This window comes from Herbaspirillum sp. Her3, from assembly GCF_057961275.1.
This window is the reverse complement of the sequence record NZ_CM176328.1, coordinates 658,703-681,434: the sequence shown is the minus strand read 5'-3', so window position 1 is coordinate 681,434 and position 22,732 is coordinate 658,703. Positions and strand designations below refer to the sequence as shown.

General features: G+C 64.3%; 21 protein-coding genes. 10 read left to right on the top strand and 11 right to left on the bottom strand.

The window, feature by feature from the left end; all coding sequences use genetic code 11:
* Positions 1-229: 229 nt before the first annotated feature.
* A complete protein-coding gene (locus ACVC5H_RS03115; RefSeq protein ID WP_489620962.1) occupies positions 230-1,357 on the bottom strand; it encodes a gamma-glutamyl-gamma-aminobutyrate hydrolase family protein in 1,128 nt (375 codons plus the stop codon).
* Between the two features lie 293 nt (positions 1,358-1,650).
* Here ACVC5H_RS03115 and kefF point away from each other — a divergent pair, with 293 nt between their 5' ends.
* Together kefF and kefC are read left to right on the top strand one after the other, a co-directional pair.
* Positions 1,651-2,172: a glutathione-regulated potassium-efflux system oxidoreductase KefF gene (gene kefF / locus ACVC5H_RS03110; RefSeq protein WP_489620961.1), complete on the top strand. Its 522-nt coding sequence runs from the start codon at positions 1,651-1,653 to the stop codon at positions 2,170-2,172.
* A gap of 75 nt (positions 2,173-2,247) precedes the next feature.
* Positions 2,248-4,083 (top strand): glutathione-regulated potassium-efflux system protein KefC, encoded by a 1,836-nt coding sequence (gene kefC, locus ACVC5H_RS03105; protein WP_489620960.1) that lies wholly within the window; start codon positions 2,248-2,250, stop codon positions 4,081-4,083.
* A gap of 130 nt (positions 4,084-4,213) precedes the next feature.
* On the opposite strand, the gene ACVC5H_RS03100 is transcribed toward kefC, so the two are convergent.
* From ACVC5H_RS03100 to ACVC5H_RS03080, 5 genes are all read right to left on the bottom strand, one after another.
* On the bottom strand, positions 4,214-5,698 hold the full coding sequence (locus tag ACVC5H_RS03100; RefSeq protein ID WP_489620959.1) for a DegQ family serine endoprotease: 1,485 nt from the start codon (positions 5,696-5,698) through the stop codon (positions 4,214-4,216).
* A 155-nt stretch (positions 5,699-5,853) separates the two neighbouring features.
* Entirely contained in the window at positions 5,854-7,188 is a 1,335-nt protein-coding gene (locus ACVC5H_RS03095; protein WP_489620958.1) for an ATP-binding protein, read from the bottom strand.
* Positions 7,185-7,841: a response regulator gene (locus ACVC5H_RS03090; protein ID WP_489620957.1), complete on the bottom strand. Its 657-nt coding sequence runs from the start codon at positions 7,839-7,841 to the stop codon at positions 7,185-7,187. Before ACVC5H_RS03090 ends, ACVC5H_RS03095 begins: the two co-directional genes overlap by 4 nt.
* Before the next feature lie 21 nt (positions 7,842-7,862).
* A complete protein-coding gene (locus tag ACVC5H_RS03085; protein WP_489620956.1) occupies positions 7,863-8,057 on the bottom strand; it encodes a DUF2905 domain-containing protein in 195 nt (64 codons plus the stop codon).
* Positions 8,058-8,067: 10 nt separating this feature from the next.
* Positions 8,068-9,228, bottom strand: coding sequence for a class I SAM-dependent methyltransferase (locus tag ACVC5H_RS03080; RefSeq protein ID WP_489620955.1), 1,161 nt, complete (start codon positions 9,226-9,228; stop codon positions 8,068-8,070).
* A 28-nt stretch (positions 9,229-9,256) separates the two neighbouring features.
* Between ACVC5H_RS03080 and ACVC5H_RS03075 the strand changes: the two genes are divergently transcribed.
* The 4 genes from ACVC5H_RS03075 to ACVC5H_RS03060 all read left to right on the top strand — a co-directional run bounded on the left by ACVC5H_RS03075 (position 9,257) and on the right by ACVC5H_RS03060 (position 11,255).
* A complete protein-coding gene (locus tag ACVC5H_RS03075) occupies positions 9,257-10,024 on the top strand; it encodes an SDR family oxidoreductase (RefSeq protein WP_489620954.1) in 768 nt (255 codons plus the stop codon).
* Positions 10,025-10,041: 17 nt separating this feature from the next.
* The gene (locus tag ACVC5H_RS03070) at positions 10,042-10,431 is read left to right on the top strand and encodes a dihydroneopterin aldolase (protein ID WP_008333021.1); all 390 of its coding nucleotides are present in this window, start codon (positions 10,042-10,044) and stop codon (positions 10,429-10,431) included.
* Positions 10,432-10,557: 126 nt separating this feature from the next.
* The gene (locus ACVC5H_RS03065) at positions 10,558-10,851 is read left to right on the top strand and encodes a type II toxin-antitoxin system HigB family toxin (protein ID WP_489620953.1); all 294 of its coding nucleotides are present in this window, start codon (positions 10,558-10,560) and stop codon (positions 10,849-10,851) included.
* Between the two features lie 11 nt (positions 10,852-10,862).
* Complete coding sequence (locus tag ACVC5H_RS03060; RefSeq protein WP_489620952.1) at positions 10,863-11,255, top strand: helix-turn-helix domain-containing protein; 393 nt, start codon at positions 10,863-10,865, stop codon at positions 11,253-11,255.
* A gap of 77 nt (positions 11,256-11,332) precedes the next feature.
* Here the strand turns inward: ACVC5H_RS03060 and ACVC5H_RS03055 are convergent, their stop codons facing one another.
* From ACVC5H_RS03055 to ACVC5H_RS03040, 4 genes are all read right to left on the bottom strand, one after another.
* Positions 11,333-11,965 carry a YitT family protein gene (locus tag ACVC5H_RS03055; RefSeq protein ID WP_489620951.1) on the bottom strand — a complete coding sequence of 211 codons (633 nt, stop codon included), beginning with the start codon at positions 11,963-11,965 and terminating at the stop codon, positions 11,333-11,335.
* Positions 11,958-13,148, bottom strand: a complete 1,191-nt coding sequence (locus ACVC5H_RS03050) for an amino acid aminotransferase (protein WP_489620950.1) — start codon at positions 13,146-13,148, stop codon at positions 11,958-11,960. The genes ACVC5H_RS03055 and ACVC5H_RS03050 overlap by 8 nt, the downstream gene beginning before the upstream one ends.
* 120 nt (positions 13,149-13,268) lie before the next feature.
* Positions 13,269-14,591, bottom strand: coding sequence for an MFS transporter (locus ACVC5H_RS03045; protein WP_489620949.1), 1,323 nt, complete (start codon positions 14,589-14,591; stop codon positions 13,269-13,271).
* 65 nt (positions 14,592-14,656) lie between these two features.
* Positions 14,657-16,078, bottom strand: coding sequence for a M20 family metallopeptidase (locus ACVC5H_RS03040; RefSeq protein ID WP_489620948.1), 1,422 nt, complete (start codon positions 16,076-16,078; stop codon positions 14,657-14,659).
* Positions 16,079-16,343: 265 nt separating this feature from the next.
* On the opposite strand from ACVC5H_RS03040, the gene ACVC5H_RS03035 reads away from it, so the two are divergent.
* The 3 genes from ACVC5H_RS03035 (at position 16,344) to rfbG (ending at position 19,970) form a co-directional block, all read left to right on the top strand.
* The gene (locus ACVC5H_RS03035; RefSeq protein ID WP_489620947.1) at positions 16,344-17,279 is read left to right on the top strand and encodes a LysR family transcriptional regulator; all 936 of its coding nucleotides are present in this window, start codon (positions 16,344-16,346) and stop codon (positions 17,277-17,279) included.
* 203 nt (positions 17,280-17,482) lie between these two features.
* A complete protein-coding gene (ttcA, locus tag ACVC5H_RS03030; RefSeq protein WP_489620946.1) occupies positions 17,483-18,448 on the top strand; it encodes a tRNA 2-thiocytidine(32) synthetase TtcA in 966 nt (321 codons plus the stop codon).
* A 448-nt stretch (positions 18,449-18,896) separates the two neighbouring features.
* The gene (gene rfbG / locus ACVC5H_RS03025; RefSeq protein ID WP_489620945.1) at positions 18,897-19,970 is read left to right on the top strand and encodes a CDP-glucose 4,6-dehydratase; all 1,074 of its coding nucleotides are present in this window, start codon (positions 18,897-18,899) and stop codon (positions 19,968-19,970) included.
* 31 nt (positions 19,971-20,001) lie between these two features.
* Here rfbG and ACVC5H_RS03020 read toward each other — a convergent pair whose 3' ends face one another.
* Positions 20,002-21,051 carry a glycosyltransferase family 4 protein gene (locus ACVC5H_RS03020; protein ID WP_489620944.1) on the bottom strand — a complete coding sequence of 350 codons (1,050 nt, stop codon included), beginning with the start codon at positions 21,049-21,051 and terminating at the stop codon, positions 20,002-20,004.
* Between the two features lie 261 nt (positions 21,052-21,312).
* Between ACVC5H_RS03020 and glmU the strand changes: the two genes are divergently transcribed.
* Positions 21,313-22,671, top strand: a complete 1,359-nt coding sequence (gene glmU, locus ACVC5H_RS03015) for a bifunctional UDP-N-acetylglucosamine diphosphorylase/glucosamine-1-phosphate N-acetyltransferase GlmU (protein ID WP_489620943.1) — start codon at positions 21,313-21,315, stop codon at positions 22,669-22,671.
* Positions 22,672-22,732 lie beyond the last annotated feature (61 nt).

Here is a 22,732-nt window from a genome sequence, read left to right as displayed (position 1 = left end):
TTCTCCTTGTTTGCCGATGATGAAAAAGACTAGCAAGTCGCCGCTCCCTGAATGCAGTGCCTGCAGGAATTGCAGTGCTGCGTTGCGACGACCTGTTGATTCTACAGAGTCCGCAAGCACGCGGATAGCGCATTGCGGCATTGCTGCAGTGGCGATGCAGAAGGCTTGCGCCAGCGCAAAGGAAGTTCGATGACGCTGGCGGACTTAGGTTCCGGCCAATCCGACCGGATCAGAAACGGGTTTCGCGCGCTGCCCGCAAGAAACTGTCCAGTATGGGCGTACAGTCGAGCAGTTCGGGGCCGCCGGCACGGTGGAATTCCGGGTGCCACTGCAAGCCCATCACGAAGGGCGCCTTGCGGTAACGGATGGCTTCGACGATCTGGTCCGGTCCGGACACCGCCTCCACCGACAGATCCCGCCCCAGTTGATGGACGGCCTGGTGGTGGATCGAATTGACCAGCGCATTCTCGGTCTTGACCATGCCCGCCAGCGAGGAGCCCTGCGGGAAGTGCAGGGTGTGGTAGTTGCTGTCGTACTGGTCATTGACGTGCGGGATGGCGGTCGGCACGTCGGAGGCGATGTCCTGGTAGAGCGTGCCGCCGAAGGCCACGTTGATCAGCTGGCAGCCACGGCAGATGCCCAGCACCGGCTTGCCGGCCTCGATGAATTCATGCAGCAGCTCCAGTTCGTACATGTCGCGCACGCGGTCACCGCTCCATTCGGGCCGGGTCGCCGCCTGCGCATAGCTTTGCGGCGACACGTCGGCGCCACCCTGCAGCACCAGGCCATCCAGGTGCTTGGCATAGTCGCGCAGTCGGATATTGCTCGGGTGGACCAGGCCATTGGTATTGACCGTCGGGATCATGAACACCAGCACGTCACGCGACATCACCCATTGCGCAATCGATTCTTCCAGATACTGCAGGGTCTTGCTGCGCAAGCCCTTGGCACCGCTCTCGGGATGGAAGATGCGTGCCGACACGCCGATCTTGAGCGTGCGCTGCATGACGCGGCGGCCGGCCTTGTCCGACAGCTGGCGCAGGCGCGCCGTCAGGAAGCGCCAGGTCTGCGCCCACGGGGCGTCGCCGGCATGATGCGGCGGCGGCACCGAGGTATAGGCGCTCTGCTGCGCCTGGCCTGCGCCCTGGGCCTGGGCGGCCTCGGCGGCGGGCTGGGGCGCAGCAGCGGCAGCCGGTGTCGCTGCTACCACGCTGGTAGCAGGCGCAGCGGACGGCTGGTCGGGTTGCTGGGAGGCAGCCGGCGCACCGGAGGCGTCGGCTGACACGGGCTTGGCCGGAACCGCCCCCGGGGTGCGGTCTGGCGGCAGGTTGGCTTCGGAATCTTGGATGTCGGACATGGCTGCAATAGGTAGTCAGAATGAACTGCGGCAAGTGCCGCCGTCGGCACACAGGCCGGCGATGGCGCGACGGGGCCCGGGAAGTGGCTGAGTATAAGCGCATTGCCCGGCTTTGGACACCAGCCGGGAGGGCAGCCGCCGAGCAGTTTCATACAAGCCGGCCGCCGCGCTTTCGTGGCACACTCCTTTCCCTCTTCAGGGCAGACAGCATCAGGGCCATCCATGTTCCGGCCATTTGCACCTGAGTAGCGCCTGTCCGCCCTGCCGCCGTCCACATTGCCCGCGCCACTACCATGTCCAAGGTCCTGATCCTGTACGCCCATCCCGCCGCCGAGCTCTCGCGCACCAATCGCCTGATGCTGGAAGCGGCCGCCCGCCTGCCCGATGTGACCGTGCATGATCTCTACGAGCACTACCCCGATTTCCACATCGACGTGGAACACGAACAGCAACTGCTGAGCCAGGCCGAGCTGATCGTGATGCAGCATCCCATCCACTGGTACAGCATGCCGCCGCTGCAGAAGGAGTGGCTGGACCGCGTCCTGGCGCGCGGCTGGGCCTTCGGCCACGACGGCCACGCGCTGCAGGGCAAGCGCTTCTGGCTGGTGGTCTCCACGGGTGGCGAAACGGCGTCCTACCAGAGCACGGGCCGCCATGGCCATCCCTTCACCGACTTCCTGCCGCCCTACCAGCAGACCGCACGCCTGTGCGGCATGCAATGGGTGGAACCGCTGATCCTGCATGGTGCGCATCACGTGCCGCCGGTGCAATTCCAGCGCCATGTGGAGCGCTATCTGGAGGGCTTGCAGGCATGAGGCCCCCTTCCGATTTCCCGCCCGTTTTCACGCTTCACCCTGCTCTTCTTCGCCATCAACCGACCGGACCTCGCCATGGATGAACAACTGCTGATCGCCCTCGTCTACCTGCTGGCGGCCGTGGCGGCCGTCCCCATCGCCAAGCGCCTGGGCCTGGGTGCGGTGCTGGGCTACCTGCTGGCTGGCATCGTCATCGGTCCGTGGGGGTTGGGACTGATTACCGAGGTCAAGCACATCCTCGAATTTTCTGAATTCGGTGTGGTGCTGCTGCTGTTCCTGATCGGCCTGGAGCTGGACCCCAAGCGTCTGTGGGCCTTGCGCCGTTCCATCTTCGGCTGGGGCAGCGTGCAGGTGACGGCGGTCTCGCTGGCCCTGTTCGCCGCCGCGCTGGCAGCAGGCGTGCCCTGGCGCATCGGCCTCATTGCCGCATTGGGCATGTCGCTCTCCTCCACCGCCATCGCCCTGGCCACGCTGGGCGAACGCAAGCTCACGGCCACCCCGGCAGGCGCGGCCGGCTTTTCCATCCTGCTGTTCCAGGATATCGCCGCCATCCCCATGATGGCCGCCGTGCCCCTGCTGGGCGTGGCCGCCAGCCAGGGCAGCGGGCAGGGCTGGCTGCATGCGGGCCAGGTGGCACTGGTGATCGCGCTGCTGATCTTCGGCGGACGGGTGCTGATGCGCCCCATCCTGCGCATCATCGCCAAGACCGACATGCGCGAGATCTTCACCGCCTTCGCGCTGCTGCTGGTCATCTCCACCTGCCTGCTGATGCAATCGGTGGGCATGTCGATGGCGCTGGGCACCTTCCTGGCCGGCGTGCTGCTGGCCGATTCCGAATACCGTCATGCACTGGAAAGCGACCTCGAACCCTTCAAGGGATTGCTGCTGGGCCTGTTCTTCATCGCCGTGGGCATGTCGGTGGACTTTGGCGTCTTCCTCGTCCAGCCCTGGCGCATCCTCGGCATGGTGGCGGCCTTCCTGGCCATCAAGACCTGCGTGATGTGGTTCCTCGGGCGCTGCTTCGGCATCCCGCGCGGACAACAATTGTTCTTCGCCTTCCTGCTCTCGCAGGGCGGGGAATTCGCCTTCATCGTCTTCGGCGCGGCCGTCACCGCCAAGGTGCTCACGCCCGAGATTTCTTCCATGCTGGTGGTCGTGGTGGCGCTGTCGATGCTGGTCACGCCGCTGCTCCTGCTGGTGCATGACCGGCTGCTGGTGCGCTGGCTGGAAGGCGGCAAGCGCCGTCCGGAAGACAAGATCGGCCCGCAGGACAACGCCGTCATCATCGCCGGCTTCGGCCGCTTCGGCCAGATCGTCGGCCGTCTGCTGGCGGCCAACGATATCGGCGCCACCGTGCTGGATCATGATCCGGACCAGATCGATTTCCTGCGCAAGTTCGGTTTCAAGGTCTTCTATGGCGATGCCACCCGCATCGACCTGCTGCGCACTGCCGGCGCCGACAAGGCGCGCGTGCTGGTGATCGCCATCGACGATGCCCAAGCCGCGCTGGAAATGGTGGACAAGGTGCGCGAGGAATTCCCGCACCTGCAGATCGCCGCCCGCGCGCGCAACGTCACGCATTACTACGACCTGATGGACCGTGGGGTGACGGTACTGGAACGCGAGACCTTCGAAAGCGCCCTGCACATGGGCCGCCAGGTGCTGCAGCAGCTGGACTTCGGCGCCTATCGCGCGCGCGAGGCCGCCATGAAATTCCGCGCGTACAATCTCAAGACCCTGGCAGCGCTCTACCCGCACTACAAGGACCAGGCGCAGATGGTCTCCATGGCCGTGCAGGCCCGCGAGGAATTGCAGGCCATGTTCGCCGGCGACCGCGAGGCCATGCAGCGCGATCATGCGCATGACCAGTGGCGCGAAAAACCTGCCTCGCCGACACCACCCGCAGAATGAAAAAAAGGCCGGACACGCTTGCGCACGTCCGGCCAAATCCCTCACTGCTTACTACTCACTGCTTACCACTTACTACTCACTGCTTACTGCTCACCGGTACTACTCACTGCAAAACCGTAAAACATATCAATCAATTCAGGGCCAGCGGCACGAAGATCTTTTCGTCGCCGCGCTCCACCAGCAGCGCCACGCTCTTGCCGGCCTCGCTGGCCAGCTTGCGCAACTGCGCCACGCTGGAGACCGGCGTGCCATTGAGCGCCAGGATCACGTCCCCGCTCTGGATACCGGCCACCGCAGCCGGACCGCTGGCGTCTTCCACCAGCAAGCCCTTCTGGCCACCGATCTGGGCCTGCTCATCCTTGTCCAGCGGGCGCACCGCCAGGCCCAGGCGTCCCTGGTCATCGGACTTGCCGGTCTTGGATTCATTCTTGGCCTGTTTCATCTCGCCCACGGTCACGTTGACGGTCATCACCTTGCCGCCGCGCATGACCTGCATCGGCTTGCTGCTGCCCGGCGCGGTATCGGCCACCAGCGTGGGCAGGTCTACCGAATGATCGATCGCATGGCCGTCGAAGCTGAGGATCACGTCACCGGCCTGCAGGCCCGCCTTGTCGGCCGGGCTGCCCTTTTCCACCGAACTGATGAGCGCGCCCTCGGCCTTCTTCAGGCCAAAGGATTCGGACAAGGCCTGGTTCAGGTCCTGCACCGACACACCCAGGCGGCCACGGGTAACCTTGCCGTGGGTGACCAGCTGCTGTTCCACCTTCATCGCCACATCGATGGGGATGGAGAAGGACAAGCCCTGGAAGCCACCGGTCTGGCTGTAGATCTGCGAGTTGATGCCGATCACCTGGCCATTCAGGTCGAACAGCGGACCACCGGAGTTGCCCGGGTTGACGGCCACGTCGGTCTGGATGAAGGGCACGTAATTGTCGTCCGGCAGGCTGCGCGACTTGGCGCTGATGATGCCGGCCGTGGCCGTATTGTCGAAGCCGTAGGGCGAACCGATGGCCAGGACCGGCTGGCCGACCTTGACGCGGGACGGGTCGCCGATCTGTACCGTCGGCAGGTTCTTGGCATCGATGCGGATGACGGCGATGTCGCTCTGCTTGTCGATACCCAGCACCTTGGCCTTGAATTCGCGGCGGTCGGTCAGCTTGACCACCACCTCCTGCGCGCCATCGACCACGTGGGCATTGGTCATGATCAGGCCATCCGGCGAGATGATGAAACCGGAACCCAGGCCGTGCATGATGCGCGGCTGCTGCGGCATCTGCAGTTGCGGGCCGAAGCGCTTGAAGAATTCAGAGAAGGGATCGTTGGGGTCCAGGCCGTTGTCGTCGTCATCGGCGACCTTGCGGGCCTTGCCGGTGACGCTGATGTTGACCACGGCCGGGCCGTAGCGCTGGACGATGCCCGAGAAATCGGTTGCCGCCGCCACCACCGGTCCGGCCGGGGCTGCGGGCGCGGGGTTGGACGCCACCAGCGGGGCGTTGAGCGCGGCCGCGTGCGCCGACGGCAGGTCGGCACCGCGAAAATAGACGTAGCTGCCGCCGACCACTGCGGCAATCATGACAGCCAAAGTGTTACGAACAAAAACGATGCGACGGCTCATCTTCTTCTCCTTGATCGAACGGAATCTCGAAGGTTGCGGCCTGTTGGCCTCAACCGTTGGAGTGAAGATTAAGCAGTGAAAATTAAGACAAACTTAAGGCTGAAAAAAGGAGCATTCATCCACGCTTAATGCTCCCCAGGCGGGACTGGCGGCCTTCAGCCAGGCAGCAGCGTGAACACTACCCGCGCCTGCAAACCGCGCCCGGTATTGCGCAATTCCACCGGTACCCGGTGCAGGTCGGCGATCTGGCGCACGATGGCCAGCCCCAGCCCGCTGCCGAAAGCGGCCCGTGGACCGCCCTGCTCCTGGCCCCGCTGGGCCCGATAGAAACGATCGAACACGCGCGGCAACTCGCTCTCGGGGATGCCCGGACCGCTGTCCTGGATCACCACCGTGCACACGCCCGCCCCGGAAAATTCGAAGCCGACGTCGACCACGCCACCGGCCGGCGTATAACGCAGCGCGTTATCCACCAGGTTGTTGAAGAGGATGCGCAAGGCATCGGCATTGCCCTGCACGCGCACGGGGCGGCCATCATCGCCCTGGTCCGACAAGCCCAGGTCGATGCCGCCATGCTCGGCCACGGACGACAGATCGCCGACCACGCTGCCCAGCAGCGCGCGCAGGTCAATCTCGGCAAAGCCCATCGCATCGGGTTCCTGGCGCGCCAGGGTGAGCAGCTGGTGGACCAGGTGGGTGGCGCGTTCCAGTCCGCTTTTGAGGTCGGCGAAGGCGGCGCGCCGCTCCTCTTCATCGGTGGCACGCTCGGCCAGTTGCGCCTGCAGGCGCAAGGCAGTCAGCGGCGTGCGCAATTCATGCGCGGCATCGGCCACGAAGGCGCGCTGGGTTTCGGTGGAATGTTTCAGGCGCGCCAGCAAGTCGTTGAGCGCATGGGTGAGCGGCTGGATTTCCTGCGGCATGCCCACGTCCGACAGCGGCTGCAGCGAATTCATGTCGCGCGCCGCCACTTCGGCTGCGGCCTTGCGCACCGGCGCCAACCCACGGCTGACCGCCACCCACGAGAGCGCGCCGAGCAGCGGGAACAGCAGCAACAAGGGCACCACCGTCTTGACCGCCATCTGCGCTGCGATCTCGTCGCGCGCACTCTGCGGCTGGGCCACCTGCACCACGGTACTGCCGATCTGGGCGCTGTAGACGCGCCACATGCCATTGGGTCCGCGCACGTTGGCAAAGCCCAGCTCGGCCTGGCGCGGCATGGCCCCGCGCGCATGGGAGTGATAGATGACCGAGCCACGGCTGTCCCAGATCTGCATCATGATCTCGTCTTCCAGCTCGGGGAACTGCTGGCCCGGCGAGATGGGCGAGAAGGCCTGGCGCGGCAGCGAGGCCGCGATCTGGCGCATCTGGTAATCGAAGATCTGGTTGGCCTCGCCGCGCGCCTGGAAGTACAGCGCCACCCCGGCCATCACGATGATGGAGAACAGTCCCAACCCCAGCCACAGCAGCAGCTTGTTGCGGATCGATTTCATGCCGGCACCAGGTAGCCCACGCCGCGCACGTTCTTGATGAAGTCGCTGCCGACCTTCTTGCGCAGTGCGTGGATGTGGACTTCGACGGCATTGCTCTCGATGCTGTCATCCCAACCGTAGAGCTTTTCTTCCAGCTGGGCGCGCGAGAGCACCACCCCCGGCCTGTCCATGAAGGCGTGCAGGAGCGCGAATTCGCGCGCCGACAGGTTGACCGCCTTGCCGCCCACGGTCACTTCATGGGTGGCCGGATTCAAGACCACCTCGCGCACCTGCACCAGGCTCTCGGCGCGTCCGGCCTGGCGGCGCGAGAGCGCGCGCATGCGGGCCGAGAGTTCTTCCAGGTCGAAGGGCTTGATGAGGTAATCGTCGGCCCCGGCATCGAGCCCGGCCACGCGGTCGGCCACCGCATCGCGCGCCGTCGTGATGAGCACGGGAATGGCGCTGCCGCGCTCGCGCAGGGTGCGCAGCACGGCCAGGCCATCCTTTTGCGGCAGGCCCAGGTCAAGCAGCAGCATGGCGTAGTCCTCGGTGCGCAGCGCCACGTCGGCCGACTTGCCATCCTGTACCCAGTCGATGGCGAAGCCATCCTGGCGCAAACCCTTGCGCACGGCCTCGCCCACCATGGGATCGTCTTCCACCAGCAATACGCGCATGTCTACAACTCCTGATCGGACTCAGAGGATCTTCGCCAGCAGGAAGGCCACCACGGAAATCAGGATGGTCGAGGCGAAGGGCAGCGAAAAGATGCGGCCGAACAAACGGAAACGCAAGTCCCCCGGCAAGCGGCCGATGCCCAGCTTTTCCAGCCAGGGCAAGAGGGAAGAAAACACGATGACCGTGAGGAAGATGACGACGATCCAGCGAATCACAGACTTCTCCTCAGAGGCGATGGGTACGGTCGTGGCGCAGCATGCGGGCCGGCCATTGGACATTCTTGCCGATGGCCAGCACCTTGAAGAGCTCGCCCATCTCGGCCGGGGAAATCAGTTTTTGCAGGCCGTTGGCCAGCGGCAGGTAGTGTGCGCTGTCCTCGGGGGAAGTGCGCAGCAGCAGTTCGCCGATGCCGGCATTGAGCAGGAAGGCGCCCTGGCTGGTATAGGCCAGCACTTCCGCGCCCTCTTCCACGGCGGCCACGGCCATCGCGGTGAAATCCACGTGCGCGGTGATGTCCTGCAAACCCGGCCAGTAGAAGGGATCGGTGTGGGCATGATGGCGGTAGTGGCACATCAGCGTGCCCTGGTCGCGGTCGTGCAGATAGTATTCCGCCGCGGGGAATCCGTAATCCGGAAGGATCGCCAGCGCCCCCGGACCGCTGGCCAGCATGCGGCCCAGCGTATGCATGAAGCCGATGGCGACCGGCGACAGTTCGGTGAGATAGCCGGGCGGCAATTCCTCCGCATCGGGAATCTGCGCCACCGGCAGGCCGGCCACGGCACGGTCTTCGAAGTGCAGGCGGCCCGCTGCATCCAGCGCCACACCGCGTTCCAGCCAGCCATCGTCGGCCTTGACGGCCAAACGCACCGGCATCGCATCAAGCACTTCGTTGCCGACTACGACGCCCGAGAATGTCTCCGGCAGCGCATCGAGCCATTCCACCAGAGGCGCGAACGCGGCCAGGGTTTCCTGCTGACGGGCGCGCAGTTGCGCCGAGATTTCCACGATGAAATATTTTTCCGGCAGCATCCCGCGCGATTGCAATTCGGTGAGGATGTCACGCGCCAGCCTGCCGGTGCCGGCGCCGAATTCCAGCAGCACGTTGGCCACCTGCGGGCTGGCCGCAATCACTTCGGCAGCCAGGTGGGCCAGGGTGGCACCGTACAGGGGCGAGATTTCCGGGGCGGTTGTAAAATCCCCATCCTTGCCCAGTTTGGCGGAACCGCCGCTGTAGTAGCCGACCTGCGGCGCATACAGGGCCAGTTCCATGTAACGTTCGAAGGAGATCCAGCCGCCGGCTGCGGCGATCTCGTCCGCAATCAGGTGCTGGAGGGTCTGCGAGGCGGACTGTGCGTCAGCGCCGGGGTCGGGTAGTTGCAGTTGCATGGGCCGTATTGTATTGGAAACCAGGAACATGACTTCATCCTCTTCTGCAGGCGTTGCGCTGGTCACCGGCGCAGCACGCCGTATCGGCCGCCACATTGCCCTGGCCCTGGCGCACGCCGGTTGGGACGTGGCGGTCCACTACAACCGTTCGCGCGAGGAAGCCGACACGCTGGTGCGCGAGATCGAAGCCCTGGGCCGGCGCGCCCTGGCGGTGCAGGGCGAGCTGGGCGATCAAGCCCAGGTGCGCGCGCTGCTGCCGCAAGCCGCGCCGCTGGGACGCCTCACCTGCGTGGTCAACAACGCTTCCCTGTTCGATTACGATGACGCCGCCAGCTTCGGCAACGAGCGCCTGCTGCGCCACATGAGCGCCAATGTCGGCGCCCCGGTGTTGCTGGCGCAGGCGCTCTACGAGGCCACGCCGGAGGGGCAGCAGGCCGTCGTCATCAACCTGCTGGACCAGAAACTGTACAATCCCAATCCCGACTTCCTGTCCTACACCCTCTCCAAGGCTGCCCTGCACAGCGCCACTACTCTCTTGGCGCAGGCCCTGGCGCCCAAGGTGCGGGTGGTCGGCGTGGCACCCGGGCTGACCATGGTCTCGGGCGACCAGACCGAGGAACAGTTCGGCAAGGCCCACACCGTTACGCCCCTGGGCCGTGGCAGCACGCCCGAGGACATTGCCGCTGCGGTCTGTTACGTCGCTTCGGCGCGGGCCGTGACGGGCACTACCCTGCTGGTCGATGGCGGCCAGCATTTGCTTCCCCTTTCGCGCGACGTCATGTTCGTGGCGAAATAACTTTTACTTTTTTGATCATGCTCTTCCTCTCCCATCCTTCCCTGCAAGATTGCCGCCGCCTGTTCCTGCGCAACTACGAGGTGTTCATCAACATCGGCGTGCACGAGTTCGAAAAGAAGGGTGAGCAACGCATCCTGATCAACGTCGACCTCTACGTCCCGCTGGCCGAGACCACACCCACCGCCGACCATCTGGACGAAGTGGTGGATTACGACTTCATCCGCTCCACCATCGCCGAACGCATGGCCCGCGGCCACATCCACCTGCAGGAAACCCTGTGCGACGACGTGATGACCGCCATGCTGGCCCACCCCAAGGTGCGCGCGGTGCGGGTCTCGACCGAGAAGCCGGATGTGTATCCGGATTGTGATTCGGTGGGGGTGGAGACTTTCCGGATCAAGGCTTGATTTTCATTCCACTGATTGCTTTGCCCGACTGGCCCCGCTTCATGCGGGGTTTTGTTTTTTTCGAGATCTGTCCAGAGTTTCCCCTTCCATCCCGCTACCAAGGTGGTAGCATGTTACGGTGTGTGGATGCGCGTTATTGCCCTCTCCACACTACGGAATTTCTGGACCGCCCATCCCGCAGCGGAAACTCCGCTGCGCGCCTGGCACGCGCTGGCCAGCCGGGTTAACTGGAAAACGCCGGCTGATATCAAGGCGGCCTATCGGAATGCCAGTTTCATCAGAAACAACCGTGTGGTGTTCAATATCAAAGGCAACGACTACCGCCTGGTGGTGGCCGTACGCTACGACAAGGAATTGCTCTACATCCGCTTCGTCGGCACGCATCGCCAATACGACGCCATCGATGTGGAAACGATTTGAAGGAACGTCATATGCAACTCAAACTGATACGCACCCGCAAGGATTACCGCGCCGCGCTGGCCGAGGCAGAACGGCTATGGGATGCCCCTGCCCGCTCTGAACAAGCCGACCAGCTCGACGTGCTCACCCTGCTCATCGCCCATTATGAGCGCGCGCACTTTGCCATCGAGGACCCCGATCCCATCGATTTCCTGCTGCACGTGATGGAAGCGCGCGGCCTCTCGCGCAAGGATCTGGAACCTTATCTGGGGCCGCGCGGGCGGGTGTCCGACATCCTCAACCGGGTCCGTCCGCTGACCCTGGACATGATCCGCAGGCTCAGCGCCGGCCTGAACCTCCCGGCCGATCTGCTGATCCGGTCCTATCCGGTGAAATCGGCCAGCAGCGAACTCCTGAGCGCCTGAAAATACCGCGAAAAAAATGCCGTTCAGTCTGCACTGAACGACATTTTTTATTGCACGACCTTACGGTCCCGCGCTTCTTACATGCCCATATACCTGCCCGCCCGGTGATTCAAGGCAATCACCAGATTGGCCATCACCGCCCCCAGGATCGAGGCCAGCAGCACGCGCGGCGTCACCACGAACAGCGAACACAGCACGATCACCACGTCCACGCCCATCTGCAGCTTGCCGGCGCGCAGGCCGTATTTGTCCTGCAGGAACAGCGTCACCACGTTGATGCCGCCCAGGCTGGCGCCATGGCGAAACAGCATCACGAAGCCCACGCCCATCAGCAAGCCGCCCAGCACGGCGCTGTAGAACAGGTCCAGCTTGGCATAGCCGATGAAGTGCGGATGCATCAGCGAAAAGCCCGACACCAGCGCCACCGCACAAAAGGTCTTGCCGGTGAAGCGCAAGCCCATGCGGCGAAACGCGAAGTAGTAGAACGGGATGTTGATGGTGAAGAACACCACCCCGAACGGCAGGCCCGTCAGGTAATGCGTCAGGAAGGCCAGCCCGGCGGTGCTGCCGGTGAGCAGGCCCACCTGGCTGTACATGTTCACGGCCAGCGAGACGAAGAGCGTACCGGCCACCAGGGCCAGCACGTCTTCATAGCTCTTGTGCCGCAGGTCGGCCGCAGAAACGGCGGCCTTGCTCGCCACTTCAGCCACGCAACACCTCGGCCATGGTCTCGGCCACGCGGGCGACGTTGCCGTCGTTCAAGCCGGCCACGCAGATGCGGCCGGTGCCCACGGCGTAGACGCCAAACTCGTCACGCAGGCGATCCACCTGGGCGGAGGTCAGGCCGGTATAACCGAACATGCCGTTCTGGCGCAGCAGGAAGGAGAAGTCCTGGTCCGGCACCGCGCTCTTCAACTGCGAAGCCAGTTTCACGCGCATGTCGCGCACGCGCACGCGCATCTCCTCGACTTCGGCACGCCATTGCGTGGCCAGCTTGTCGTCGCCCAGCACGTGGGCCACCAGCAGCGCGCCATTGCGGGCCGGGCTGGAGTAATTGCGGCGCACGGTCAGCTTCAGCTGGCCCAGCACGTTGGCGGCTTGGCCCGCTTGCGGGCAGAACACCGACAAGGCACCGATACGCTCGCTGTAGAGCGAGAAGATCTTGGAGAAGGAGTTCGACAGGAAGAACGGAATCTGGCGACGCACCGCTTCGCGCACCGGCCAGATGTCCTCGTCCAAGCTCTCGGCAAAGCCCTGGTAGGCCAGGTCGAAGAAGGGCAGCAGGCCGCGCTGTTGGACCACGGCAATGATCTGCTCCCATTGCGCACGGGTCGGATCGACGCCGGTCGGGTTGTGGCAGCACGGGTGCAGCAGCACCACCGCGCCCTTGGGCAGGCTCTCCAGCTTGGCCAGCATGCCGTTGAAGTCGAGGCCCTTGGTCTGGGCATCGTAGTAGGGATAACGCTCGGTCTTGAAGCCGGCGCCTTCGAAGATGCCGACGTGGTTGTCCCAGGTCGGATCCGGCAGCCAGATGGTGGGCTGCGGGAAGAAGCGCGCGATCAGGTCGGCACCCACCTTCAGTGCGCCCGAACCGCCCAGGGTCTGGACGATGGCCAGGTGCTCGGCCGGGGGCAGATCAGCGCCAAAGAGCAGCTTGGCCACCGCCTGGCGGTAGGCGGCATGGCCTTCCATGGGCAGGTAGACGTAGGGGGCGCCGGTCTCGGCGACGGCGGCGGCAGCGGTGCGCACCGAAGGCAGCACCGGCACCACGCCACGGCCATCGGTGTAGATGCCGATGCTCAGGTTGACCTTGTTGCTGCGCTCGTCGCGCTGGAATTGCTCCATCAGGCTCAGGATGGGATCGCCGGCATACGGCGGGAGATGCGAAAACATGGAAACCTCGTCAATGTGGGAAAACGCCGATGCCGGCACGGTCCAGCTTTTCCGGCAAGACCGCCATGGTAGCGCGGCGCGGGAAAAAATTCCCGTCCCGCGTGCCGCCTGTGCGTTTTTTCACAGGTATTTTTTCAGGCGGAAGTGGTAGATGCTCACGCACACCAGGCTGATCGCGGCGCAAACCATCAGGTAATAGCTGGGCGACACCGGATTGCCGGTCTTGCCCACCAGCCAGGTCACCATGAAGGGCGTGAAGCCGCCGAACAGGGTGGCGCCCAGGCTGTAGCTGATGCCCATGCCGCGCACCCGCGTGGCCGGCGGGAAGATCGACGACAGCACCACGCCCAGAGAACCGAAATATACCGCCTTGAGGATGCCGGCCCAGATCATGATGGCCATCATCACCCACACCGTGGGCATGGCGATCACCCAGACGAAGGAGGCATAGATGGTGGCCAGCGTGAGCACGGTGGAGATCACCATGATGCGGGCGCGACCCACGCGATCGGCCAGCATGCCCATGAAGGGCGCGCCGATCATCAGGATGGCGCCGGTCACGGCGGCCGCAGCAAAGGCGGTGGACTGCGGCAGATGCAGTTGCTTGATGGCAAAGGTCGGCATGTACAGCAGCATCAGGTAGGTGGCAGCGGTCGAGACCGACAGGATGCCCATGGCCACCAGCACCCGCGTGACTTGCAGGCCCCAGCTGGCATCGTCCTCGCCGGCCACCTGCACCTTCTTCGCCATCGGTACTTCATCGATGTGACGGCGGATGTACAAACCCACCGGCGCGATCAACAGGCCGAAGGCGAACGGCAAGCGCCAGCCCCAGGCAGCGATCTGCTCGGGCGTGAGCCACTGGTTCAGCAGGAAGCCGGCCAGCGCCGCCATCAGGGCGGCCGCCCCCTGGCTGGAGAATTGCCAGCTGGCCATGAAAGCGCGGCGCTTGGAGCCGGTCTCGGTCAGCAAGGCGGTGGCCGAACCGAATTCGCCACCGGCCGACAGCGCCAGCAGAATGCGCGCCACCAGGATGCCGATGGGTGCAGCCATGCCGATGGTCTCGTAGGTCGGAATCACGGTACAGATCAGGGTACCGGCCACCGTCATCGATAGCGACACCAGCAGGGCCGGCTTGCGTCCTACCTTGTCGCCATACCAGCCCAGCAGGATCGCACCCAGCGGGCGGAACAGGTAGGACAGGCCAAAGGTGGCGAAGGTCACCAGCAGCGAGACCGTGTCATCGCCGGTGGGGAAGAACAGCTTGGAAATGGTCACCGCAAAAAAACCGTAGGCCACGAAATCGAACCACTCCAGCGCATTGCCGATGGAGGAGGCGACGATCAGCCGGCGCGTGCGTGCGGCCGACATGGGCGGCTGGGCCGCCTCTGCCGGGGTGGTGGAAGAAACATCCGGTGCTGCCGATGGTGACGCTGCGTTCATGGTCGTGTTCCCGTTGGAAGATGGACTGCCTTGGCTGGCGTTCTTGTGTTGTGTGAAGTCATCGTTCAGGCGGCCGACGGCGCCGCCTGGGCGCGCTGCTGCCGCACCTGTTGGCCCTGCTGGCCGATGTCCCACAGCAGGCCGGCCATCAGTTGCAGGCCTTCGCGCGCCACCGGGGCCAGCAGGTGTTCGTCCGGCGCATGCTGCGAGCAGGACGGATAGGAATGCGGCATCCACAGCGTGGGCAGACCCAGCGCTTCGGCGAAGCAATGATTGGGGATGGTGCCGCCCAGGTTGGGCAGGATGGTCACGCTCTTGCCGCTGCTCTCCTGCATGGACGCCGTAGCCAGGCGTACCCAGGCATCGTCCGGATCGAGGCGCGTGGCCGGCGCGGCCGCCTGGATCTCGATCTGCACATCCTCGTAGCCGAGTTCATCGAGATGGCGGCGCAGGCTTTGCTGCACGTCTTCCCATACGGTGCCGACCACGAAGCGCAGCTGGAACACCGCCTGCGCACGGGCGGGAATCGCCCCCACCGGACGCTGGGCATTGCCGGCCTCGAAGGCGATCAGCTCCAGCGTATTCCAGGCGAACAGGCGCTCGCCCGCGGACAGGCCAGGCTCGCCCCAGTGCGCATCGAGCACCGGATCACCGGGATCGCTACCCACGGCAAAATCGCGCACCAGCGCACGCACCCGTTCGCTCACCTGGCGCGGACGCAAACCCGGCACCCGGATCACGCCGCGTCCATCTACCAGCGACGCGGCCGCATTGGCCAGCACGGTGGCCGGATTGCGCAGCACGCCGCCCCAGTTGCCGGCATGGTGTGCGCCATTGCCGGTGTCCAGCACCAGCTTGAATTGCAGCGCGCCGCGCGAACCGAGGAAGAGCGTCGGGCTGGAGGCCGCCAGGCGCGGGCCATCCGAGGCCAGGAACAGGTCGGCTTCCAGATAATCGGCGTGATCGCGGCAGGCCTCGTAGAGACCGGGCGAGCCCACTTCCTCGCCCATCTCGAAAATCATTTTCAGGTTGCAGCCCAGCTTGCCGTCGGCCGCTTCGATTGCTGCGGCCAGCGCGCCCAGGTTGATGCTGTGCTGGCCCTTGTTGTCGGCGCTACCACGTCCGTACCAGCGCTCGCCATCCGGGCTCAGCTGCCAGGGCGAGCGGTCCTGCTGCCAGCGGCCTTCCTGGCCATTGACCACATCGCCGTGGCCGTACATGAGCACCGTCACCGCCTCGGCCGATTCGATGCGGCGCGCCAGCAGCAAGGGCGGTGCGCCTTCCACGGGATTGACAATCTGCTGCGTCTCGAAGCCCATTGCGGCCAGGGCCGGCGCGATCTCTTCGCTCAGGTAAGCGGCCAGCTCGGCGCGACGGTCGGCATTCTGGCTCTCGGTCGGCAGCGCGATGCGGCGCTGCAGGTCATGCTGGAAGCGGCCGGAATCAAAATACTCGGCGGCCAGGCGAAGGGCGGTACTGCGGGACATGGGGAGACTCCTGATGAACTGATGCCAAGGATGATTCTAGGAGCCGCCATGGTTTCGAACAATGTCAATTTTTAAAACGATGCTTTCGCAAATTGGCAAAATGTTTTATTGTATTTTGCACTGCAATTCAGCCCAACAAGTGTGCACCTGTCGCAGATGATCGCCGTTATTTCGTGCATCTTTGCGGCCATGCACCATCATGACCTTGCATAGCTTTGCAAGGATATCCGCCGATAATTGCCAATTCGAGAAAGCATTGTCTGCCATGCAAAGTACCGCCCTTCGCTATTTCTACCAGGTGGGCCGCACCGGCTCCCTGACCGCCGCAGCCGAACGACTGCACGTGGCGGTCTCGGCGGTGAGCCGCCAGATCGCCAAGATGGAAGAAGAAACCGGCGTGCCGCTGTTCGAGCGCCGCGCGCGCGGCATGGTGCTCACGCCCGCCGGCGAGGTGCTGATGGCCTTTGCGCGCCGCAACCTGCTGGAGGTCGAGCAGGTCATGGCCGAGGTCAAGGGCTTGCACGCAGTGGGCCAGAGCGTGGTCACGCTGGCCTGCTCGGAAGGCTTTGCCTGGGACCTGCTGCCCAACGTGATGGCGCAATTCCGCGAGCAATATCCGGGCATGCAGTTCAAGCTCAACGTGGTGGGCGCGGCCAAGGCCTCGCAGATGGTCATCGATGGCGAGGCCGACATCTCCGTCACCTATAGCCTGGGACCGGTGGAAGGTCTCAACATCGCCTACCGCGAATCGGGACCGATCTTCGCATTGATGCGGCGCGACCACCCGCTGGCCGCGCGCAAGCTCCTGGCCCTCAACGATCTTTCACCCTACCCGCTGGCCCTGCCCGAGCAAGGCTCCACGGTGCGCCAGCTGTTCGATATCGCCTGCGGCATGCGCGGCCTGCTGTTCGCGCCGGTCTTCACCAGTCATTCGCTGGGCGCGGTGTATCGCTTCACCGCCCGATCACCCGACACGGTGGCGCTGGGCGGCTTCCTCACCGTGCAGGAACGCGCCGAGGAAGACGGCATGGCCCTGGTGCCGATGGCCGAGAGTGAGCTGCACCAACGCACCCTGCAGGTCCAGACCATGGCTGGACGCAAGCTGCCGCCGGCGGTGGCGGCGTTCATCGATTTCCTGGTGGCGGCGATCCGGCAGATCCGCAACCGGCATGTGCTGGGGGCACTGCAATCGGACAAATGAGCGTCGGTGCATCGCTCCGATGAGGCATCCATGCGACGCTTGCCCTGCGGCAAGCCACGCAGAAATGGCAGGAACCGGCGCTGCATGAGAAAATGCCGGTCCTCCGCCCGCACGCAGCCCTCCCGCCCATTGCCTCATCGATGTTGATGGACGGCAACTCCGCTCGTCCGGCAGCAACAGCCTACCGATTGAAGGAATTTCCCATGAACGACATTGCAGCCGCAGTGCAATTGTCCGAACTGACCGACATGGCCGACCTCGATGCAGCCGCTACGCAGGACGAGCGTGGCCATGCTGAAGTCACCGCGCGCGGTTCGCGCCGTTTCGAACTGCTCGAAAAAAGCATCCGCCGCCTCACCGGCAAAGCCATCGCCGACTTCGACATGATCCGCGACGGCGACGTCATCATGGCCTGCATGTCCGGCGGCGCCGACAGCTACACCATGCTGGACACGCTGCGCTACCTGCAGAGCGTGGCCCCGGTGAAGTTCGAGATCATTGCCGTGAACCTGGACCAGAAGCAGCCGGGCTTCCCCGAACACATCCTGCCGGAATACTTCGCCCGCATCGGCGTGCCCTACCGCATCATCGAAGAAGACACCTACAGCATCGTCAAGGAGAAGATCGCACCGGGCAAGACCACCTGCTCGCTGTGCTCGCGCCTGCGCCGGGGCATCCTGTACCGCGTGGCCAAGGAGCTGGGCGCCACCAAGATCGCGCTGGGCCATCACCGCGACGACATCCTGCACACCTTCATGCTCAACATGTTCTACGGCGGCAAGATCAAGACCATGCCGCCCAAGCTGATCGCCGACGATGGCGAGAACGTGGTGATCCGCCCTCTGGCCTACGTGCGCGAGCCCGACATCAAGAAGTACGCGGCCGCCATGGAATTCCCCATCATCCCCTGCAACCTGTGCGGCTCGCAGCCCAACCTGCAGCGCCAGGCCATGCGCGAGATGCTCAACCAGTGGGAAAAAACCAATCCCCTGTGGATCAAGAGCATGTTCACGGCCATGGCCAACATCACGCCGTCGCACATGCTGGATCGCAGCCTGTTCGATTTCACCAACTTCACCGCCGGACCCGGCAAGCAGGCCCAGGGCGACACTCTCTTTGACCGCGACGACAAACTCGACCAAAGCCAGTCGGTGATCAACCTGGTGTGACCTGACAACCATGACGATACGCAGCGGCTCACCGCAGCCCTGCACAAAAAACTTAGTCCAGCGAGACAGACCGTCTCACCTCATCAGTACGAAAGCCAGCTGTGGCGCGGCTTTCGCGCCGATGGCCCATTTCCGCAGGATGACGCAAAAGTAAATTTTTGTTGTCATACGGCTATATTTGGGAATGAGCATCAAATACCCTCCTCTTCCACGCTTGAAGGCCAAAACACGCATGTTTTAATTTGTCCTATCGCAATGCCGTGCCGCGAGGCCGCATTGCCAGGGAAAACAAACATAACCATGCAGTCGTGGTTTCGCAGGGAAACGTAGCCCGGCAAGAACAGGGGTTGGGCTGCGTGGTATTGCCATCCGCGTGATTGACTGGCCTGCGGCCGTCACGCCTCTGCACCCCGAACGACTCTCTGCCATACGTGTAAGAGGCTGCCTGATGGCTAACTTTTGGCGCGACAAGCGCGTTTTCATCACCGGTCATACCGGCTTCAAGGGGAGCTGGCTGACCTTGTGGCTGCACCTGATGGGGGCCAAGGTGAGCGGCTACGCGTTGCCGGCACCAACCAATCCCAGCCTGTTCCACCTGGCGCGCCTGCACAATTGCGTGCAGACCACCACCGGCGACGTGCGCGATCCGCGCCATCTGGCCGAGACGCTGGCGGCGGTGCAGCCGGACGTGGTATTCCATCTGGCCGGCCAGCCGCAGATCAGCCAGGCCTTCATCAATCCGCTCGATACCTTCTCCACCAACGTGATGGGCACCGCCCATCTGCTGGAGGCGGTGCGCCTGACGCCCAGCGTGCGCGCAGTCGTGGTGGCCACCAGCAACAAGTGCTACGAGAACCGTGAATGGCTGTGGGGTTACCGCGAGGACGACCCCATGGGCGGACGCGATCCCTTCAGCAGCAGCAAGGGTGCGGCCGAACTGGTCACGGCCGCCTACCGGCGCTCCTATTTCTCTGCCGAGAAAGGTAGCCAGGTCGGCCTGGCTTCGGTACGCACCGGCAACGTCATCGGCGGCGGCGATTTCTCGCCGGAACGCCTGGTGCCCGACTTCATCCGCGCCCTGGAAAAGGAAGAACCCGTCGTCATCCGCCAGCCGCGCGCCGTACGCCCCTGGCAATTCGTGCTGGAGCCGCTGTCCGGTTACCTGCAGATCGGCAAGCTGCTCTACGAGCACGGCAGCACCTATGCCGAAGCCTGGAACTTCGGACCGGCCGATACCGACCTGCAGACCGTGGCCCAGCTCTGCGCCACCTTCAATCATTCGTTGCAGAAGAACGATGTGGAGCCGATCGAGGTACGCCTCGAACCCGAGCAGGACGACCAGCAGCAGGCAGTGCTGCGCCTGGACATCTCCAAGGCACGGCAGCGCCTGGACTGGATCCCGCGCATGGAACTCTACACGGCGCTGGAGCTGACCGCGCAGTGGTACGCCGGCTACCTGAACAACGAAGACCTGCGCACCTTGAGCGAGAACCAGATCGCCTTCTACCAGAGCCTGAACTGAGGGCAAGGCGCCGGATCAGCTCCGGCGCACCTCAATATCCCATCTTGCGAATCTCGGCCATGGTCTGCGTGCGCAAGATCAGGCGTTCGAATTCCTCCGACCATTCCCGCGTGAGATTCTTCAGCAGCAGGCTCTTGCCTGCGCGCGTGATGCGGCGGCGTACATCCTCGTTATGCAGCACCATCTGCAGGTTCGACGACAGCAGATCGATGTTGCCCACCGGATGCATCAAGGCGTTGACGCCGTTCTTCAGACCGATGTGGCGATAGGTTTCCAGATCCGACAGGCAGACCGGCACACCGAGTTCAAAGGCTTCCCAGATGGTCAGCGGCTGGGATTCGCTGGAGCTGGCCAGCACGTAGGCATCGGCCGAGGCCAGGTAGCGCAGGGTTTCTTCATTGGGCTGCTCGCCCAGGAAGCGGTAGCGCTCCGGCAGCGCTTCGCAGAGCTTGCGCGCGCCCTCGCTCAGTTGCAGGTACTTGCCGATGAAGACGCACTCGACACCGGCACGCTGGTCGCCACTCATGGCATTGACGGCCATGACGGTATCTTCCATGCGCTTGCGCGGCTCGATGGTGCCGATGCAGACGATGCGCTTTTTATCCTTGGGCTTGGGCTGCAGGTCTTCCTGGCGATAGATGGCGTCATTCCAGAACGGCAGCACGTGGGACATGGCCGGGCTGTCGAACAGGAAGCTGCCGTAGACGATGCGCTGGAACTCGGTCTGGAAGACGATGTGCGACGCGCTCTTGAAACCCTGCGCATTCTGCGGATAGTGCAGCAGCAGATCGCGCCCGATCTCGGCTTCATGGATCCACCAGATCACCGGGCAGCGCGGCGCCATCTCGCCCACCAGTCCGCCCGAGAGGATGCAGTTGGAGACGATCACATCCGGATTGCCCGCCAGATCCTTGACGATGGGAATGCCCATCGCTTCAAACTGCTTGCGCACTTCACCCTGGCCATCGATACGCGGCAGGACCGACACCTCATGGTTCTGCACCAGGCGCTCGGCCAGGCGCAGCATCGCGGTGCTGGCGCCGGTGGTGTAGAACTCATCGTTCAACAGAAGAATCTTCATGCACTTTCCAGGAAGGGTCGGCCTGGGCCGGACCGGTTGTCATTGATCGTTCATCAGCGATCCTGCCCCTTCACGCGCAGGCAGCAACGGCGCAGACGAACTTGCACAGCTTCCCATGGTAAGCGCCAGCCGTGCGCATAAAAACGGGAGTACAACGCCAAACGCCCCTCAGCTTCATCTTTTGCAGCCCCGCACGTGTTGGCCGGCAGAGGGTGCGTGCTAGACTTTTGGCTTTTTCCCCTGCCCCTCCTGTCACCACTCATGAACATCGTCATCCTCGCCGCCGGCATGGGCAAACGCATGCAATCCTCGCTGCCCAAGGTCTTGCATCCGCTCGCCGGCAAGCCCCTGCTGGGCCACGTCATCGATACCGCCCGCCAGCTCGCGCCCACGCAACTGTGCGTGATCTACGGCCATGGTGGCGATGCCGTGCCCAAGGCCTTCGGCGGCCAGGGCCTGGCCTTTGCCCTGCAGGAACCGCAGCTGGGTACCGGCCATGCCGTCATGCAGGCGGTGCCGCATCTCGATGATGGCGCGCCCACCCTGGTGCTGTATGGCGACGTGCCGCTGACCACGGCGGCCTCGCTGCAGCGCCTGCTGGAGGCCGCCGGCCAGGACAAGCTGGGCGTGCTCACCGTGACCCTGGACAACCCCACCGGTTATGGCCGCATCGTGCGCGAGGATGGCAAGATCACGCGCATCGTCGAGCAGAAGGATGCCAACGAAGCCGAACGCGCCATCCGCGAGGTCAACACCGGCATCATCGTCGCGCCCACGGCGCGCCTGCGCCAGTGGCTCTCGCAGCTCTCCAACAACAATGCCCAGGGCGAGTACTACCTGACCGACGTCATCGCTGCCGCGGTGGCCGATGGCGTGGAAGTGGTCTCGGCCCAGCCTGACGACGTGGCCGAAACCCTGGGCGTGAACAGCAAGGTGCAGCTGGCCGAACTGGAACGCGTACACCAGCGCAACATCGCCCAGGGCCTGCTGGAAGCCGGCGTGACCCTGGCCGACCCGGCGCGCCTCGACGTGCGCGGTACGCTGACGTGCGCACGTGACGTGAGCATCGACGTCAACTGCGTCTTCGAAGGCCAGGTCAGCATCGGCGAAGGCAGCCACATCGGCGCCCACTGCGTGATCCGCAATGCCCGCATCGGCGCTGGCGTGGCCATCAAGCCCTTCACCCACATCGAAGACGCGGTGGTCGGCGACGGCGCCCAGATCGGCCCCTACGCGCGCCTGCGCCCCGGCACCGAACTGGCGCGGGACGTGCATATCGGCAACTTCGTCGAGGTCAAGAACAGCATCGTCGGCGTGGGCAGCAAGGCCAATCACCTGGCCTACGTGGGCGATGCGGACGTGGGCAGCGGCGTCAACGTCGGCGCGGGCGTGATCACCTGCAACTACGACGGCGCCAACAAATTCCGCACCATCATCGAAGACGACGCCTTCATCGGCAGCGACAGCCAGCTGGTCGCCCCGGTGCGCGTGGGCAAGGGTGCCACCCTCGGCGCCGGCACCACCCTGACCAAGGATGCCCCGGCCGGGCAGCTTACGCTGTCACGCGCCAAGCAGCTGTCGCTGGCGGGATGGCAGCGGCCGGTCAAGATCAAGAAGTAAGCGCCAAAGGCCGGGCGCCTGTGGACAACTTGAGTCGGCAGGGGTGGTTTCAGGGCGATAT

Excerpts from the sequence above, each read along its gene's own strand:
- kefF (WP_489620961.1), top strand. The coding sequence starts at position 1,651 with ATGTCCAAGGTCCTGATCCTGTACGCCCATCCCGCCGCCGAGCTCTCG.
- ACVC5H_RS03075 (WP_489620954.1), top strand. The coding sequence starts at position 9,257 with ATGACTTCATCCTCTTCTGCAGGCGTTGCGCTGGTCACCGGCGCAGCA.
- ttcA (WP_489620946.1), top strand. The coding sequence starts at position 17,483 with ATGAACGACATTGCAGCCGCAGTGCAATTGTCCGAACTGACCGACATG.
- ACVC5H_RS03040 (WP_489620948.1), bottom strand. The coding sequence starts at position 16,078 with ATGTCCCGCAGTACCGCCCTTCGCCTGGCCGCCGAGTATTTTGATTCC.
- ACVC5H_RS03035 (WP_489620947.1), top strand. The coding sequence starts at position 16,344 with ATGCAAAGTACCGCCCTTCGCTATTTCTACCAGGTGGGCCGCACCGGC.
- ACVC5H_RS03065 (WP_489620953.1), top strand. The coding sequence starts at position 10,558 with ATGCGCGTTATTGCCCTCTCCACACTACGGAATTTCTGGACCGCCCAT.
- ACVC5H_RS03100 (WP_489620959.1), bottom strand. The coding sequence starts at position 5,698 with ATGAGCCGTCGCATCGTTTTTGTTCGTAACACTTTGGCTGTCATGATT.
- ACVC5H_RS03090 (WP_489620957.1), bottom strand. The coding sequence starts at position 7,841 with ATGCGCGTATTGCTGGTGGAAGACGATCCCATGGTGGGCGAGGCCGTG.
- glmU (WP_489620943.1), top strand. The coding sequence starts at position 21,313 with ATGAACATCGTCATCCTCGCCGCCGGCATGGGCAAACGCATGCAATCC.
- ACVC5H_RS03080 (WP_489620955.1), bottom strand. The coding sequence starts at position 9,228 with ATGCAACTGCAACTACCCGACCCCGGCGCTGACGCACAGTCCGCCTCG.
- ACVC5H_RS03115 (WP_489620962.1), bottom strand. The coding sequence starts at position 1,357 with ATGTCCGACATCCAAGATTCCGAAGCCAACCTGCCGCCAGACCGCACC.
- ACVC5H_RS03095 (WP_489620958.1), bottom strand. The coding sequence starts at position 7,188 with ATGAAATCGATCCGCAACAAGCTGCTGCTGTGGCTGGGGTTGGGACTG.
- kefC (WP_489620960.1), top strand. The coding sequence starts at position 2,248 with ATGGATGAACAACTGCTGATCGCCCTCGTCTACCTGCTGGCGGCCGTG.
- rfbG (WP_489620945.1), top strand. The coding sequence starts at position 18,897 with ATGGCTAACTTTTGGCGCGACAAGCGCGTTTTCATCACCGGTCATACC.
- ACVC5H_RS03050 (WP_489620950.1), bottom strand. The coding sequence starts at position 13,148 with ATGTTTTCGCATCTCCCGCCGTATGCCGGCGATCCCATCCTGAGCCTG.
- ACVC5H_RS03020 (WP_489620944.1), bottom strand. The coding sequence starts at position 21,051 with ATGAAGATTCTTCTGTTGAACGATGAGTTCTACACCACCGGCGCCAGC.
- ACVC5H_RS03060 (WP_489620952.1), top strand. The coding sequence starts at position 10,863 with ATGCAACTCAAACTGATACGCACCCGCAAGGATTACCGCGCCGCGCTG.
- ACVC5H_RS03070 (WP_008333021.1), top strand. The coding sequence starts at position 10,042 with ATGCTCTTCCTCTCCCATCCTTCCCTGCAAGATTGCCGCCGCCTGTTC.
- ACVC5H_RS03045 (WP_489620949.1), bottom strand. The coding sequence starts at position 14,591 with ATGAACGCAGCGTCACCATCGGCAGCACCGGATGTTTCTTCCACCACC.